The 15,825-nt window shown below is 56.2% G+C and carries 11 protein-coding genes and 1 tRNA gene; 3 read left to right on the top strand and 9 right to left on the bottom strand.

What is annotated here, in order from left to right; all coding sequences use genetic code 11:
* Window positions 1–5 precede the first annotated feature (5 nt).
* The 4 genes from K239x_RS14300 to K239x_RS14285 are packed head-to-tail and all read right to left on the bottom strand — an operon-like array spanning window position 6 to window position 5,458.
* Window positions 6–1,847 carry a prenyltransferase/squalene oxidase repeat-containing protein gene (locus tag K239x_RS14300; RefSeq protein WP_145422364.1) on the bottom strand — a complete coding sequence of 614 codons (1,842 nt, stop codon included), beginning with the start codon at window positions 1,845–1,847 and terminating at the stop codon, window positions 6–8.
* Between the two features lie 17 nt (window positions 1,848–1,864).
* On the bottom strand, window positions 1,865–2,290 hold the full coding sequence (locus K239x_RS14295; protein ID WP_145418794.1) for an ExbD/TolR family protein: 426 nt from the start codon (window positions 2,288–2,290) through the stop codon (window positions 1,865–1,867).
* A 40-nt stretch (window positions 2,291–2,330) separates the two neighbouring features.
* Window positions 2,331–3,422, bottom strand: coding sequence for a MotA/TolQ/ExbB proton channel family protein (locus K239x_RS14290; RefSeq protein WP_145418792.1), 1,092 nt, complete (start codon window positions 3,420–3,422; stop codon window positions 2,331–2,333).
* A complete protein-coding gene (locus K239x_RS14285) occupies window positions 3,419–5,458 on the bottom strand; it encodes a tetratricopeptide repeat protein (RefSeq protein ID WP_145418790.1) in 2,040 nt (679 codons plus the stop codon). Before K239x_RS14285 ends, K239x_RS14290 begins: the two co-directional genes overlap by 4 nt.
* 347 nt (window positions 5,459–5,805) lie before the next feature.
* Here K239x_RS14285 and smc point away from each other — a divergent pair, with 347 nt between their 5' ends.
* Entirely contained in the window at window positions 5,806–9,402 is a 3,597-nt protein-coding gene (gene smc / locus K239x_RS14280) for a chromosome segregation protein SMC (RefSeq protein ID WP_145418788.1), read from the top strand.
* A 120-nt stretch (window positions 9,403–9,522) separates the two neighbouring features.
* Here smc and K239x_RS14275 read toward each other — a convergent pair whose 3' ends face one another.
* Window positions 9,523–10,566: a methyltransferase gene (locus K239x_RS14275; RefSeq protein ID WP_145418786.1), complete on the bottom strand. Its 1,044-nt coding sequence runs from the start codon at window positions 10,564–10,566 to the stop codon at window positions 9,523–9,525.
* A 284-nt stretch (window positions 10,567–10,850) separates the two neighbouring features.
* Here K239x_RS14275 and K239x_RS14270 point away from each other — a divergent pair.
* Window positions 10,851–10,924: transfer RNA gene (locus K239x_RS14270), tRNA-Cys, on the top strand.
* 198 nt (window positions 10,925–11,122) lie between these two features.
* Here the strand turns inward: K239x_RS14270 and K239x_RS14265 are convergent.
* On the bottom strand, window positions 11,123–11,587 hold the full coding sequence (locus K239x_RS14265; protein WP_145418784.1) for a hypothetical protein: 465 nt from the start codon (window positions 11,585–11,587) through the stop codon (window positions 11,123–11,125).
* A 498-nt stretch (window positions 11,588–12,085) separates the two neighbouring features.
* Between K239x_RS14265 and K239x_RS14260 the strand changes: the two genes are divergently transcribed.
* Window positions 12,086–13,141, top strand: a complete 1,056-nt coding sequence (locus K239x_RS14260; RefSeq protein WP_419188952.1) for a hypothetical protein — start codon at window positions 12,086–12,088, stop codon at window positions 13,139–13,141.
* Between the two features lie 145 nt (window positions 13,142–13,286).
* On the opposite strand, the gene K239x_RS14255 is transcribed toward K239x_RS14260, so the two are convergent.
* The 3 genes from K239x_RS14255 to K239x_RS14245 all read right to left on the bottom strand — a co-directional run bounded on the left by K239x_RS14255 (window position 13,287) and on the right by K239x_RS14245 (window position 15,788).
* Window positions 13,287–14,309 (bottom strand): DUF1573 domain-containing protein, encoded by a 1,023-nt coding sequence (locus tag K239x_RS14255; protein WP_419190044.1) that lies wholly within the window; start codon window positions 14,307–14,309, stop codon window positions 13,287–13,289.
* A 99-nt stretch (window positions 14,310–14,408) separates the two neighbouring features.
* On the bottom strand, window positions 14,409–15,029 hold the full coding sequence (locus K239x_RS14250; RefSeq protein WP_145422361.1) for a Maf family protein: 621 nt from the start codon (window positions 15,027–15,029) through the stop codon (window positions 14,409–14,411).
* A gap of 51 nt (window positions 15,030–15,080) precedes the next feature.
* A complete protein-coding gene (locus K239x_RS14245; protein ID WP_145418782.1) occupies window positions 15,081–15,788 on the bottom strand; it encodes a DUF3467 domain-containing protein in 708 nt (235 codons plus the stop codon).
* Between the last annotated feature and the right edge of the window lie 37 nt (window positions 15,789–15,825).

Raw genomic sequence — 15,825 nt, 5'->3', positions numbered from 1 at the left:
ATGGATCATCGCAGCGGATTGCCCGCGTTTGCCACACGATCTTGATCGCTTCGCAAAGCGTGGCGGTAATATGATTCGAGGCACAACGCGGCCATTGCAGTGGTGTACACACTGCCGCCATAGCCACCCCAAACACTTGTCGTGGGCCAGCTACCGTCGCTACGCTGAGTGCTCAGCAGTCGGTTGGTTAACGCTTCGTTCCACTGATCCCAGGACTGGTCCTGGAGTTGGTGCAGTGCAAGCGTAGCATAATACCAGTAGTAATAGTTGTCTTGACCTGTCCCCGGCAGCTCTTGCGAAATCGATCGCTGCGCCTCAGCGATCTCGGACTGCGGCACACGGTCGCCGATCAAGAGTCGAGTCGCCAGCGATTCTGCCGTCATGGTTCGACTAGGGCGTTCGCCAGGCCGATAGCTAGCCAAGCCACCGCTGTTGCCTGCCCGCACACTTCGCATGAATTTTTGGACACCGCTAATCGCTCGTCGATCAATCGAAAGCTTGGCCCGGTGTCCTGCGTCAAGCACCATCGCTTGCCAGCCCAATTGGCTCATGTCTCCCGGGTCGCCAGGAGTGTATCGCCAGCCCCCTGTGGCTGGATGCTGCATGCGAATCGTAAACTTGATCGCCCGCTCGGCAGCCGTGATCGCCGATGGATCCTGAGTAATTGCAGCGGCTTCGCACATGGCCAACGAAGCCATGCCGTGTGCATAAGTCGATGCGTAGATTGCGGCGTTGCCGGCCAGTGATCCGTCGGCTTTTTGGTTCTGAATCAAATACGCCAGACCACGGTAGACCGCGTCACTATGTTCGCCTTCGTGGTGCGTGTTTCCGGAGCCCAGTAATGCCAGCAATGACAAGCCGGTGATGGCATTGGTTGCTCGTCCGCCTGCTCCGCCGCGGCTCTCGCCCAGCGGTGATCGCTCCTGGCCAGCACCCGATTTCATCGGATCCCAGCTTCCGTCCGGCCGCTGTTGATTTACCAGATACTGCAACGCTTCGGCAACGGAAGCTTCGGTTTCCGCGCTGCCACCGGTTCGCTCGATCGCATAGTTTTTGGCAGATCCAACTCGGTTGGCAAAGTCATTTTTGTTACCGCTGGGAGTGTACGCCGACGGAGCGTTGGACGAAGAAACTGGCCGAGCTTGGATCGTAGGATCCATGTCCCCGACGCGGGAATTTACTTCTGCCAATTCGGTTTGTGGCTGGCGCTCCAATTCGCTGGTTGCCAACTGCGACTCTTCGGGGAACTCCAATTTCAGGTTGGGCTCCGGCGTGGGGGCTTGTTTGGGTGGGCTAAGCATTTCAGCGGCCAACTCCGGTTCCGGTACAACGGTCGCAGCTGCCAAGGCTTCTTCGAGCAATGCGTCCAGGTCGTCCGCGGTGTCATCGCTGATCGAATAGTCGGTCTTCGCCAAAGACTCGGGAACCACATCGACGGCCGGTGTCGGAGGAACAGTCTCGGAGGGGAGTTCGAAAGCCGAAATCGACGGTTCGTCAAAGAGTTCTTCGAGCTCGGACACAGGCAGCGGCGAAACGACCGATTGTTCGTCGGTCCCGCTGACGTCTTCGGCGATCATATCTTCATCAAAAGTAGAAAACGTCACCGACTCCATGCCAACATTGTCATCGACCGCTTCGTCAACGGTCGATGAACCGCCGTTTCGCTGCGACAGGATGGGCACCAGTAGCAACAATGCCAAGTGCGCCATGATCGACAACATCAAACACACCATGCCGGCTTGGCGGCCTGATCGTTGTGGTCGGCGAAACAACCAGATCGTCACGCACAGCAGCAAGACCGCAGCGATGGCGACGGAGTAAACGAATCGAGGATCGGACCAAATCATGACCAAAGTAAAGTGATTCAACGACGCATTCCTCCTGATTTAGACCTAGCGACGATGCCCATGCGTTGGACGCCGCTGCTATCAACCACCTGCATGACTTCAGCGACCTTCTGAAAGGAATTCGCTCCGTCAGCACGCACCGTGACCTTCAAGCCCGGGTAGTTTTCGATTTGTTGCGACAAGGTTATCGAGAGTTGCTCCAGCGTGACGGGCGACCGATCGAGCGACACCGATCCGTCCGCACTGACTTCGATCACTCGTGCGTCGGGCACGCGAGTCAAGCTACGCATTTCGCCGACGCTTGGCACGCTGACCTGCATCCGACTATCGGCTTCGCTGAATTTGCTGCCGACCATAAAAAAGATCACCAACAGAAACACGACGTCGATCATCGGCGTCAAGTTGATCGTGGCTTCTTCAGGATTTTCGCGTCGTCGTGACATGATGAGAATTCCTTGCTTCAGATGAGATTTCGTACGCCGACTAGGCTGCGCGACGTTTCTTGCCGCGTGCGCCAGCGTCTTCCAAACCTTCGGCCGAAATACTATCGACGACTCGTTGACACAACTTGTCGATCTCGCCCAAGTAGCGATCCGATTTGCTGCTGAAATACATGTAGGCCAGGTAGGCTGGGATCGCGACACACAGTCCGCCCGCCGTGGTCATCAGTGCCATGCTGATTCCTCCCGCTAGTACTTCGGGGCGGCCGATCGAATCTTGCGTACTGATCATGTCAAACGCTTCGATCATTCCGATCACGGTGCCCAACAATCCGATTAGCGGCGCGACATTGCTGATTGCGTGAAAAACTCTCAAAAAACGCCGCAGCCTTTCAGCGACACGATCGCCCGCGTCCATCACGGCTTGTTCAATCTCCAACATCGGGCGTCCCCATCGTCGCAGTGCAGCACGAAAGACTTCCGACACAGGGCAATCAAATTCTTTGCAAATCTCAGTCGCTTCTTCGTAGCTCAATTGTCCGTCTTCGACACATTCGGTGAAACGGCGGACAAACGGGCGTGGAATGACGCGGCCGCGTCGCAATGCCACCATGCGTTCCATGGACAGTGCCAACACAATCAAAGAACACAGCGCCAGTGGCAGCATCAGCCATCCGCCCTGCATGATTTTGGTGACAAAGGCGGGGAGCTCCCAGCCTGACATTAGGCTCTCGGCGGATTCGTCGGCAGTCGCGTCGTTTTGGAGTGCAGGACTGGCCACAGGTTGTAGCTGAGCGGCCGACGGAATGGTCGGGGCAGCGGCCGTTCGAAATGCCGGCGCACTGACTGACTGCGAATTGGACGGAAAATTTTGACGGACCGGCTGAAATTGCTGGCCGTTGGATTGGTTTTGAAACTGACGCGGATACTGCTGTGGGTATTGCGCGTCGGCTTTCTGCATCACCGTCATCAACCACAACGCTCCGATCGCCAAGACTCCCAACGGAATCAGACGCGATAGCAATCCCTTTCCGCGCGAAGGCAACGAACGATTGACCGGCGCAATGAAGCGTCTGGATTCGCGATCGTTGCCAGACGGTGTTCGTCGGCTTTTCGTTTTCGATTTTTGATTCATCGTCGAAACGTATCAGTGGAAGGAGACGAGTTCGGTTGCGAATGATTTGACTGCGGGTCGATGGCAGCAAGTCGGCGGCGTGCAGAAACAGAATGGGGGCTCTCGGCAAACCGGCTAACTAGGGTCGAATAGCAAACAGCAGCTTCGCGTGTTCGCCCCAACTGCTCAAACGATTTGCCAGCTTGAACCAGTGAGACTGCGATCCATTGGCCTTCGGCATCGATCCCTTCTACTTTTCGGTAAGCTTCGATCGCATCCGCGAACTTTTCTTGCAAGTAATACGTTTCACCGATCGTCCATTGAGCTCGACCGCGGACGGATTGCACCGCTCCATCGGACCGAACAATCTGTTCTAAGATCGATCTCGCTTGATCAAAACGCAACTCTCGGACCGACAATTCCGCGGCCAACATGTCGACCAACGAAGTCTTGTTGGGGGCTCCACCAGCAGCCGCACGAGCGTCGGAGATGCGATTGGTAGCAACTGGGATTTCTGCGTGAGACGTGGCGGTTTCGGCACATCGCAGCAACGTGGCGAAGTCATCGACCTGGCGAGAATCGACCAAGTGGTTCCACCAAACCAGGGCTTCGTCGCCGCGTCCCGTTTGAGTGAGCGCTTCGGCATACAGTCGTTCGACGGTGACGGTTCGCGACGGTTCTTCTTGACCGGGATCGGACAATTCCGACGCCATTGCCAGCATGGACCAAAGTTGTCGTCGACCTGCCCATCGACAAGCAGCTTCGCGTGCAGCTGGCGTGATAGTTTTGCTTGCAACCGTTTCGCCGTCGGTCTTGGTGGCCGGGCTAACCAATCGGCTAGCAAACTGTTCTGCATCGGCAGCGCGCCGATTGCTGGCTAAACGGTGAAGCGTATCCGAAACAGCTTGACCGCTTTGGTCTGTGGCCGCCAAATGCGCGATCAAAGCATCCGACAAATCGGGCTGCTGTTCATCAATCGCAATCAACAATGCCGTCGCGGTGGTGGCTGGATCCAATCCGCTGATTCGCTTTGCTTCGGCGCGGCTGAGCAACCAAGTCTTGGCGGCTTGTGGAATCTCTGTGATCGGCGAAGCAGCGAACTGGCGGATCAGATCGCTGGCAGCTTTGGATTCGGACCAACGCGTCAGCAGTCGGGCCGTCATTGTCTCGACCCCCTTAGAGTCACCACAGGCTTGTCGTTTTGCGATGCATAGCCCTGCCGCACTGGCAACATCGCTGTGAGTGGGATACTGCTGAACAAACGAAGCCAGGGCGTCGGCGGCGTCTTGCTCGCGACCTTTCTGCATCGAGATCGCCCAGCTCTTGCCCAGCATGACCGTCGCTTTGGAACTTTTGGCAACGTGAGGCAAAGCGGTGTCGTAAGCTTTTTCGGCGAGCTCACTTTGGGATTCGGTCAGTGCTTCGCTTCCAAGCAGCATCAGCAGTTGGCCGGCTGAAGCACGTTGACGTGGCGACAGCAAATGCTGAACTTCCTGCTGGGGCGAACCCAATGATGCGGGGACATTCAGCGTTATTTCGCTCGAAGATGAAGGCGTCGGCGCAGTTTGCAAGGCTTCGGCCAGAATGTCGACGGCCTGTTTGGGTTGATGCGCTCGGACTAATGACGATCCGGCAGCCAATTGGATCATGGCAATCTGGCTAGCGTTCAACTGCGAAGAGACTCGTTTGCTGGCCGCATTGGCGCGAAGGTAAAGCTCCGCGGCGGCGCTGTCGTCACCTTTGTTTTCCCAAGCCCGCGCCACTTGAGTCAGCAAGAGTGTTGTGTCGACGTTGGACGATGGCTGGCCGATCACGTCGTCGTCCAGTTCGGTCACCTGCTTGGTCGCGGTCGCGAGGTCGCCGGTTTGCACCAGTTGGGCAATGGTCGCAATCGTTGGCTGCCCGGAGGTTGATTCAGACGGCGATTGTTCTTGGGCGGTCGCCGGATTGGTCGACCCAATCGCTGCCGACAGGCAAATCAACGCAACCAAGATGGCCCAACGAACGCGTGAGTGAGGCCTGTTGTTTGTGGCTCGATCCATTGTGGGAGACAGCATGTCCTTTGCCTGATCGTTGAAACTGGCTGGCGATCCACCGACACAATCTGAACCGTCATTTGGTCCTGTCCGCGCATCGCGAGCGCACTGTTGGGGATCCTTTCCCTCTGTCCTTCAGATACTGCATTTTTGCTACCTAGTGCAATCCCGCCTCACAGATTGCCAAAACTGCTCAAAACCTCCCCAAAACCCGCAAATTGCCGCGAAAACAGAGCTAGGCCCCGCCCCATGTTTCATTTACTCTGTAGTTCCAACCTTATTTCACGCGGAGTGTTGTATCCGCGTCCGTTCGATTCGCGTCATCACGCCGCGACCTCACCGCTGAACCTGAGAAATCAACCCGTCGCATGCTCAAAGCACTCGAACTGGCCGGTTTCAAGAGTTTCGCTGATCGAACTCGCTTTGATTTTCCAGACGGGATTACCGTTGTTGTAGGCCCCAACGGCTCCGGAAAATCCAATATCGTTGACGCGATCAAATGGGTACTCGGATCGCAGAGTGCCAAGAGTCTACGCGGCAAAGAAATGGCCGACGTGATCTTCAAAGGATCGCAGACTCGGAAAGCCGCCGGCACGGCCGAAGCGACCATCATCTTTGACAATGTCGACGGTAACTTGCCAGTCGATGCCGAAGAGGTCCGTGTGACTCGCCGCGTGTACCGAAGCGGCGAAGCGGAGTATCTGATCAACGATCAGCCCGTGCGACTCAAAGACGTCAAGGATTTGATCCGTGGCACGGGCATCGGGATCGACGCGTACAGTTTGATCGAACAGGGCAAAGTCGATCGAATGCTGCAGGCAAACGCCAAAGACCGCCGCGCGATTTTTGAAGAAGCCGCTGGCATCAGTCGTTTCAAAGCAAAGAAGATCGAAGCGGAACGCCGCCTCGCACGCGTCCAGACCAACTTGACGCGTCTGGGTGACATCGTTGACGAAGTCGCCGCGCGGCTAAAGAGCATTCGCAGCCAAGCCAGCAAAGCGGAACGCTATCGTGTCGCGACGACCCGCCTGAAAGAGCTGCGGACTCAAGTTGCTTGGACCGACTGGACCAGCATGACCAATGAGTTTCAGACGGCCGAAACGGATCTGGCGACTGCGATTTCGACGCTTGCCGAACAGGTAGCTGCTCGTGATCAAATGACGCAGCAGCGACAGGCAGCAGACTTGCAGTTGCAAGAGATCGCCGAAGAAGCTCGCGCAGCAGAAGACGTTCGCGCTCAGGGCATGCAGCGGATTGCCGAATTGGCCGGACGAAAAGATGCCGACCAAGCCGCGATCGTCGACCTTCGCACATCAGTCGCCAAATCACTTCGCCGAGTCCGACTGCTGCAGACTCAGGCTGGCAGCGCGGCAGCTGAACTGCGTGGCGCCAACGAACGACTGGCACAGTACGAATCGGAACTGCAGGCTGTTCGCCAGCGAGCCCAGGAAGTCGAAGCGGAACGCGATAAGTTTCAGGCCGAAGTCGACGACGTGCTTACGCGACGCGACGAGGTGCAACGCAACCACTTGGCAGCGGTTCGCAGTGTCGCGGATTTGGATTCGACCAAACAAGCGTCCGAATCTCGCGTAGCCGAAGCCGCCCGCTTGCTGGTCAGCTTGGGCAAACGAATCGCGTCCGCCAAATCACTGCTCTCCGAAGCCGGCGCGGAATCAGAAAAAGCACGCAAGCGTGTCGAAGAGCTTGACACGCAAATCGCCCGCTTCGCCAAAGAAATCGAACTGGCGGACGCCAAGCTTCAAGAGAGTCGTCGCACACTGACGCGACGTACCGAAGAACAATCTTCGTTGAACGTGTCACTCGAACGTGTCACCGAACGAATGAAAGTCCTAGACGATTTGCAGCGCCGTCAGGAAGGTGTCGGCGGCGGCGTCAAAACCATCCTGCAACAACTTGGCGACAGTTCGCACGAACTCTCTAGCAACCTGCACGGCATCGTCGCCGATTGCATCAGTGCCGATACCAGCGTCGCCCCGCTGATCGACGCGGCGTTGGGAGAGCGTACTCAGTACGTGGTCGTCAGCGGCAATGAACTGCAAGACTCCATTCTTGACGGGCGACTGACAATCGACAGCCGCGTCGGGCTAATTCGCATCGACGACCTGCCACGTCGGCGCCCGGGCGATCGCATTCGGCTTGATGGTCTCAAGGGCGTCATCGGACGCGGCGATCGATTGGTGCAGTGCGACGAAAAGTACGAAGCTCTGACCAAGCACCTGCTTAGCAACACGTGGCTCGTCGATTCGCTCGAAACAGCTCTGGGGCTTCGCAAACTGAGCGGTGCCGGACTGCGGTTTGTGACTTCGGCTGGCGAATTGCTCGAAAGCGACGGAACCACAGTGGTCGGTCCCGCCGGCGCTTCGACCGGGTTGGTCAGCCGACGAAGCGAATTGAATTCTGCGGAAGAAGAACTGGGCCATTACAAATTCCAAATTTCCGAAGGCGATGCGGAATTGGAGCGTTTGACCGAAGTCGTCGATGAACAAGCCAACGATTTGGGGCGATTAGAAAAACAACATCGTTCACTCATTACCGACCGTGCGGCCGCGACCGCTGAACTGCGTCACACCCACGAACGTCTTCAAGCACGCGAATTAGTTCGCAACGAAATTGCCACTGAGATTGCGTTGGCGACCACCGATCGCGATTCCGCCAACCAGCAGTGCGGCCTGCTTTCCAATCAGATCAACGAAGCCCGTCACAACATCGAAACGCTGGAGCTGGCGGCTGCCGATTCTGACGAAATGCTCTCGGAGACTCAGTCGGCTCTGCAAGCCGCGACCAGCCACGTCATGTCGGTCTCCGTCGATGTGGCTCGCGCAGAACAAAAGTTCGAAGCGTTGCAGGCCACCATGCTGCAGCAGCAACGCGATCAAGGCCAGCGCGAAGCAGCCGTCGCGGACGTTCGTGCTCAAGTCACCAGCGGCAAGCAACGGATCGCGGAATTGACGGCTCGAATCCTGGACGCGACCAATCAGCTGGCGACTTTCCACTGGGACGCCCAGCAGAGCCAACAAGCGATCGCCGTGCTGGCGCAGAACGCAGCGGATGTGCGGCAGTCCAATCGCGACATCATGAAAGCCGCCGACGTGGCGATCAAAGCAGCCAGCAAAGCCAGCGAATCGGTCCACTCGATTTCGGCACGCCGCGACAGTGTGGCCCTTCGCCGCGACACGCTGGCGGATCGATTGTTTGAAGATTACGAGATTGACCTCCGCTCCGGCGACACTCCCGAAGAATGGGAAGCGCCCGAGAACCGCGAGGAAGTCGAAGAGGAAATCACTCGGTTACGCAGTCAGTTGCAGAAGACCAGCAGCGTGAACATGGAGGCGCTCGAGGAGCTCGAAGGCCTGCAGGAACGCTACGACGAACTTCACACGCAGTACCAAGACCTGACCGCAGCCAAAGATTCGCTGCAACGAATCATCGGACGCATCAATGCCGATAGCCGACGTTTGTTTTTGGATACTTTGGAAGCTATTCGCCAGAACTTCCAAAAGCTGTATCGCAAATCATTCGGTGGTGGCCACGCCGACCTGGTGCTCGAAGAAGGCGTTGATCCGCTCGAAGCCGGTGTCGATATCGTCGCGACTCCGCCGGGCAAACCCAGTTTTGACAACTCGCTGTTGTCGGGGGGCGAGAAAGCTCTGACAGCCGTCGCGCTGCTGATGTCGATCTTTCAGTACCGCCCCAGCCCATTCTGTGTGTTGGACGAAGTCGACGCGCCGTTTGACGAAGCCAACATCGGCCGTTTTGTTACCGTGTTAAGCGAATTTTTGGATCACAGTAAATTTGTCGTCGTGACGCACAGTAAAAAAACCATGACCGCCGCAACCACGTTGTATGGCGTCACCATGCAAGAATCCGGAGTCAGCAAACAAGTCTCGATCCGATTTGACGACGTCAGTGACACCGGCGAAATTTCTGAAGGCGAAGCGGCCTAGCCTCAGCGGTTTGGTCGCAGCCGATAGCTGCGCCGGATTCCCCGTTGCGGAAACTGCCCCGCGTGATCCATTGGTCGCGCGTGTTCCAGTCACTCGGCGCTAAAAGCATGTGCCCCGCGGTTACGCTTTTTTTCCTGCCAAAACGCCGCAGTGAATCAGCGTGTCGACGCGAGGCTGTACCGTCAGTCCGGCTTCCACCAGCCAAGCTGCATATTCGGCTTCACTGTAGGCTCGGCCTTCCGTCAGCGTGAACAGCGCCGCAGAGTAGAGCGCGATTGGGAGTGGTCCGTCTTGTTCGTCGTTCAAAAATACATCGTGGATCGCAACTTGTCCGCCCGGTCGAAGCAAGCTTGCCGCCCGCTGCACCAGCTTTTTGCATTCGGGAACGTCCCAGTCGTGAAGAATATTCGACAGCAGCACAATGTCGGCGTCCGTCGGCATGGAATCGTCAAACATGTCGCCCGGCTGAAGAGTAACGCGATCGGCAACGCCATATTCGGCCGCCATCTCTTCGGCGACCTTTAGCACTTCCGGGCGATCCACCACCACGGCGTGCAGCGATGGATGCTTTTGCAGTATCGCGTAGCTGTAGATCCCCGTGCCGCCTCCAATGTCCACCAAAAGCTCCGCGTCGACTGCGTCCACTGCTTCAGCCAGCGCCGGAGCGACATTCTTGGCCCGACCAGCAAGGGCCAGCGTGAAGTGCCGTGCCGAATCAGTCGCTTCCATCGCCGATGCCATCCCGTCGCGATAGATAAACGCCGCCCCGCCATCATCAAAACTCAGCGGCTGATTGCTTTTCAGCAACCGCACCATCGTCAACACGCCCGGGCTTTGTGCCGCCAATCCGACGTAATCGCCAACATCGTACATGCCACCAGGCACTAGGTGCTCCTGTGCCATAGCCGTCAACGTCAACTTGCCATCCGCGACGCCTATCAGCCCCATCGCTCGCAACGCGGTCACCAGGACATTGGCTGGCCTCATTTGCAGACCATTGGCCGCTGCAAGCGACTCCAGTGATTCGGGTGATCGTTCCAGCCGCGCAAAAATGTCAAAGTGAGCGATCGCGGCGGTCAATAGTTCGGAACCGTAGCTGCCGCGAAACAACTCAAAGATCGGTGTCGGGTCGTGCTGGGGGGGCGTCGTGGCAAGTCGCGGCATCGGTAAAAACGTCTCTGAAAGAGGGGGGGCGGCGAGCGAAGAATTACGAGCGTAGGCTACCACGCAGCAGGGATAAATAAGCGAACCGAAGATAAAGTGCCAACGTCCCTAAAGTATTCCGGGCGAACGGGACGATACCGTCAATCTGATTGGAAGGAACGGTTGTTTAATGCGGATCTTGACGCCGCCTCAAACTTCTCCTACCTTGCCCATTCCTCAGAGCGAATTGAGAAGAATTCGCTGCTGAGAGACCGATCGCCGGACAGTCCGGGGATCCAAAAATAGGCGACGTGCCCGAGTGGTCTAAGGGAGCTGATTGCAAATCAGCGATTCGTGGGTTCGAATCCCACCGTCGCCTCTTTTTATTCTTCGCAGCCCGCAATTGTGCGGCACAAATGGCGACAATTGGCCGCCAAGCTGCTTTCCAAGTGACCAGGTTTTCTTCTTGGGTCACGTCCCGACGCCTTGCTGTGCGTCCGGCATCGATGTCACGCCGTCTGATGCCACGCCATGTGCGCACAAGCAACTTTGTGAAGGAATCACGAGCTCGCTGCGGTCATTTTCGCTTGCGTCGCCGGCGAATGACTGGCTCTGAATCGATGGCCGTCAAACGGTTCGCTGTGGCCGACGTTTGAGCGATGGTGATGCCGATCACAACCAGCAATGCGAACACACCGGCCCCGCAAAGAAGATTGGGAATCGCCCACTCGATTTTGTCCGTAAACGTTCGGAACAAAAAGAACGTCACAGCCGCGTGAACGACGCCTAACCCGCTAGCCACGCAGAAGAGCACCGCGGGCGGCTGCATGCCCACGCGAAACATCCAAGACGGCGGTTTATCGGAATGCTTCACCGATTCGGAATTATGTGGGATCAACCAAAACAGCTCGGGCACCATGATCAAACTGCAGATCACCGCGAAAAAACCGAGGCTGGGGATCGTTCCGTCTACGAGTACTGACAGCGCTGACGCTGAAAACAATGTCGAAGCGACGTACAGAAAAACGGCGACGTAGGTCATCAAGACTCTAATTGGCAGACACGATGGCAGACACGATGGCAGTTACCGCAGACTGCGTGTCAGTCTACTGGATCCGAAAGCGGCAAACCGCAGCTTCATTGCTCAGTTGCGGCTGGTCGCATTGCTTTTCGAGTCAAATCCTAGCGTTTGGAGCGATTGAGCGGACAGGCTATTCGCTTTTCTGCAAATTTGGATGCATGCGGATTTGACAAAGTCAATCGTTGCGACGGATTGCCTAGGCGAACTGTGACGCCCTAGGTCGCGATGGCATTGAAACCCAACGCGAAGTGTGCACCCGCGGCACACTTGCAGCAAAACGCGTTGGATGCCGCTGCGAGTTTGACGGTTACGTTGGCAACGAAAGCAACTGAACACGCGGTTCGGTGGTCAACGTTGAATTTACGATCGTGTCCAAAGAACGGAACTGTGGTCGGCATCGATTCGATACGTCGACCCGAAATCTTGCAAACGCACAATGAAACAAGGAAGGACAAGGCGGTGAAACTATCAACACTCAGGCTTCTCAAAGCCGCGGCCGCATTGCTGATGATCGCGATGATGCCGATCAGCCAAGCAAGCGCACAGCAAGCCTGTGACTTAGGTTGCAGCAATCTGGGATGCTCGGATTTAGGCTGCAGCGACATGGGCTGTGCTTCTCCTGGATGCAGCGATCTTGGTTGCGATTCAGGCTGCGACTCGGCTTGTTTCGATCGGATTTCTGACAAACTGGATCTTTGCGGCTGGGTTCGTCCAAGCGATCGCTGCTTTGACGATTTCATCAGCCCGATGATCAACTTCGTATTCTTCGAAGATCCACGAAATGTCACCGAACTGCGTCCGATCTTTGTGACCCACAACGTTCCCGAATCGTTGGGCGGGGGGTCCATTCAACTGTACGCTCTTCAGTTTCGAATCGCACTGACCGAACGACTAAGCCTGATCGCTGTCAAAGACGGCTACATCGTGGACAATACCGATGGAGCAATCGATACCTTGCTGGATGATGGTTGGGCAGATGTCTCGGCTGGCTTGAAGTACAACCTGCTTCGAGACGTCGAAAGCGGCACGCTGGCTTCCTTTGGTTTCACTTACGAAATCCCACTCGGTAGCGAAAAAGCACTGCAAGGTTTGGGCGACGGTGAATTCCATGTGTTCGGTACCGCTGGCCAACGATTGCTAGACGGCAACGCCCACATCTTGTCCAGCGTTGGCTACCGTTTTCCAGTGGACGACGACGTCCAGAGCTCATCGATCCATTGGTCCAATCACCTGGACGTGAAATTGACCGACCGCGTTTATGCATTCACTGAAAATGCTTGGTGGCACTGGACCGACGACGCCGACACCGGACTCGCTCTGGGAGTCGCCGGACAAGACCTGTTCAACCTGCCTGTCAACAATGTCGACGGCAACGATTTGGTCACGCAGAATGTTGGCCTGAAATTCAAGCCTCGCCGCAGCCTGGAAGCCGGCATCGCGTACGAGTTTCCTCTCACCGGATTTGAGGACGTTATCGAAGATCGCGTCACGCTTGACTTAATCATGCGATATTAAAGTATCGAATTTGCTTCGATCTTTTCGTCAGTGGCCCGAACGCATTTTGCGTTCGGGTCATTTTTTTTAGACCGATCCAACTACGCAAAATACAGCAAAGCCCAGCGATAACACGCAGCCCTACCGCTATCTCGCAGCGATCCTACTATCGCACAACGGTTCCCGTCACGATGCACGTCGCCGATTTGTTTTTGGGCAAATCGGTCACGATTCGGATTTCCTGGCCGACTCGGTCGTCGGTCGCATCCGCGTTGAACTTCATTTTGACGAAGTGCAATTTCTTTTTGCCATCGGGCACGTCAAACGAAAAACGATCGTCTCCGCAAACAACTTCTTTGATCGCAAACGGCGTTTCACCGCGGATCAACAATCGTTTGTCAACCGATTGGCCAGGACGAGTCGTTCCGACACTCACGGTCGGTGGCGAAATCGAAAGCGTAGGGCGGACCCGACCGGCAATCGACATCTCCGTCGTCGGAAAAGCACGATCGTTGCTGATGATCGTGATCCGTTCGCGAATGTCGCCTTCGGGCATCGAACCGAGCAGTTTGACTTTCATCCGGTAGCGGACAATGCCAGGACTGCGTTCGGCTGGTTTCAAACTGACCTGCAAATGGTTGCAGAAACTGCGTACATCCGTGATCTGCCAGTTTGAATTTCCATTATGAGTAATCACAACGTCTTTCTCGCTGTCACCTCCCGGTGACACTTCGCCAAAGTTCACTTCGGGCGGGTCAAATGTGATGTCCGTGCGAATAAAACCCGCAACCTTCAGCTGGACTTCGGCGTAATACGGACGGTCAAAAACAACCGTGACCGTGGCTGCTTTCTTGCCAACAAAGGTGTCTGTGTTGAATTTGGCGATGATCGCGCCGGTTTCGTGCGTTTTCAGTACTTGCTTGGCGATCGTCGGCGTGGTGCATCCACAGCTGGTCCGTACCGATGCAATGTGAACGTCTTCTTCAAATTTGTTCTTCAGGGCGAAGTGAAACTCGGACTTGGTGCCGCGCCCGACCGTTCGGAAATCGTGCTCAAGCGTTTCGAACATTTCCGCCGCCCAGTTCTTCTGCTGCGCATACGCTTGCTGATCAACAGTGGTGATCAGACCACCGGCAAGTGCCAGGCTAGACGAAAGGCGAAAAAACTCTCGGCGCGAATGAGAATGCATGGTGAGCGTAGATAGGTACGAGAAGTCGAACTGATCCAAGAATAGAACACTAGCAAATGACGGCGTGGATCCGTAGAGCGATTTGTAGGTTCATCCCTGTTACAAGGGATCGGCAATTGAGTCAAACTTTTCCAATATTTCCTTCAATCGTTCCATAGGAAGCCCAACAACGTTTGATGCGCTGCCGTCGCCCGTGATTTTTAACCAATCATTTCCGTCTTGAAAACCGAACGCGCCGGCTTTGCCTTCCCACCGCATTGAATCCAAATGTTCTTCTAACATCGCATCAGAAATTGCCAGCATTTGCAGTTCGGTACGAACAGCTTCGACCACAACCTTGCCCAGCTTAACGGACCAGACGCAGATGCCTGTGTAGACATCGTGCGATCGCCCGCTCAGCATTCTCAAAATCGATTCGGCATGGTCGACGTCGCGAGGCTTTCCAAGAATCTGCCCGTTACACCAGGCCACCGTGTCGGCGCCGATCACCAAAGCCGATTCGTACCGACCAGCGACGTCTTCGGCTTTGCGAAACGCATTTCGTGCCGAAAACTCCGGTGCAGCATCGCCACTGCAAATTCCACATTCAGCATTGTCACTGGCCGGATCGATGCGGAATTGATAGCCGGCCGACTTCAGAAGCTCCGCGCGCCGAGGCGAACCGCTGGCCAAGACTAACGGCTCATCCGTTGGCAAATCGGCTCGAGGCAATCCGTTCATTAGCGGCAATTCGTTTTCGCTACTCACTTCGCACGCGCTCCATCGTGAACTCTAGTTTTCGTCCGACGGCGCATCAGGACCGCCGTTTTGCGTTCCGTCGCCGTTTGTTTCGTCGTTATCCGCTTCGTTGGATGGGCTGTCGCCCGCTGAAGAATCGGGTTGCGTGGGCGGAGGCAGAATCGGTGGCTGACCAGTCTGTTGGTTCGCGCGACGCTGCTCCAATTGCACCACCGCTCCTCGCAACGATTCCAGCAAACGCGGAACCTGCCCCGCCGACACAAAAACACGGGCACTGACGGCGGATTGCGGAAAGAAACTGGTCAAGAAATCCAGCCCAAACTCGCTCGCACCATGGCCGATCATCACGCCGTTGGCATAAACGCCACTCAGTGTTTCGTCGGGCATTTTCAAATCGTCGTAGATTTCCTGAGGCGTGGGGCGTCGCGCGTCCGGGTTCGGTTTTTGCTGCGGCACATGCGGATCACCAAACCGACTGCGATACAACTCCAAGTTCGTATTCAGTGCGTCAATGAACTGCGGCATCACCGGATGCGGAATCACGACGCGAGCCGCGATCTTGTGCGGACGTCCGATCGTTTGCAAGAAATCCACGATAAACTCACTCGGACCCGTCATCACGATCGCGCCGGTACTAAAACAACCGTCCGCGACATGATCAGGCACGCGAGCACGAAGAGCCGGGTTCTGATCGTTTGATTCCGGGTTGGGCGAATCCGGAGGCGTTGCGTCGGATGACATAGAGTTTAGCAGTGCGTTGATGCGAAAAGGTCAAAAC

The sequence above is a fragment of the Stieleria marina genome, from assembly GCA_007741555.1.
GTDB lineage: Bacteria > Planctomycetota > Planctomycetia > Pirellulales > Pirellulaceae > K23-9.
This window is presented reverse-complemented; position numbering and strand designations above follow the sequence as displayed.

Coding starts and splice junctions, on each gene's coding strand:
- K239x_RS14275 (WP_145418786.1), bottom strand. CDS start 10,566: ATGCCGCGACTTGCCACGACGCCCCCCCAGCACGACCCGACACCGATC.
- K239x_RS14255 (WP_419190044.1), bottom strand. CDS start 14,309: ATGCATTCTCATTCGCGCCGAGAGTTTTTTCGCCTTTCGTCTAGCCTG.
- K239x_RS14295 (WP_145418794.1), bottom strand. CDS start 2,290: ATGTCACGACGACGCGAAAATCCTGAAGAAGCCACGATCAACTTGACG.
- K239x_RS14265 (WP_145418784.1), bottom strand. CDS start 11,587: ATGACCTACGTCGCCGTTTTTCTGTACGTCGCTTCGACATTGTTTTCA.
- K239x_RS14245 (WP_145418782.1), bottom strand. CDS start 15,788: ATGTCATCCGACGCAACGCCTCCGGATTCGCCCAACCCGGAATCAAAC.
- K239x_RS14250 (WP_145422361.1), bottom strand. CDS start 15,029: ATGAACGGATTGCCTCGAGCCGATTTGCCAACGGATGAGCCGTTAGTC.
- K239x_RS14290 (WP_145418792.1), bottom strand. CDS start 3,422: ATGAATCAAAAATCGAAAACGAAAAGCCGACGAACACCGTCTGGCAAC.
- K239x_RS14300 (WP_145422364.1), bottom strand. CDS start 1,847: ATGATTTGGTCCGATCCTCGATTCGTTTACTCCGTCGCCATCGCTGCG.
- smc (WP_145418788.1), top strand. CDS start 5,806: ATGCTCAAAGCACTCGAACTGGCCGGTTTCAAGAGTTTCGCTGATCGA.
- K239x_RS14285 (WP_145418790.1), bottom strand. CDS start 5,458: ATGCTGTCTCCCACAATGGATCGAGCCACAAACAACAGGCCTCACTCA.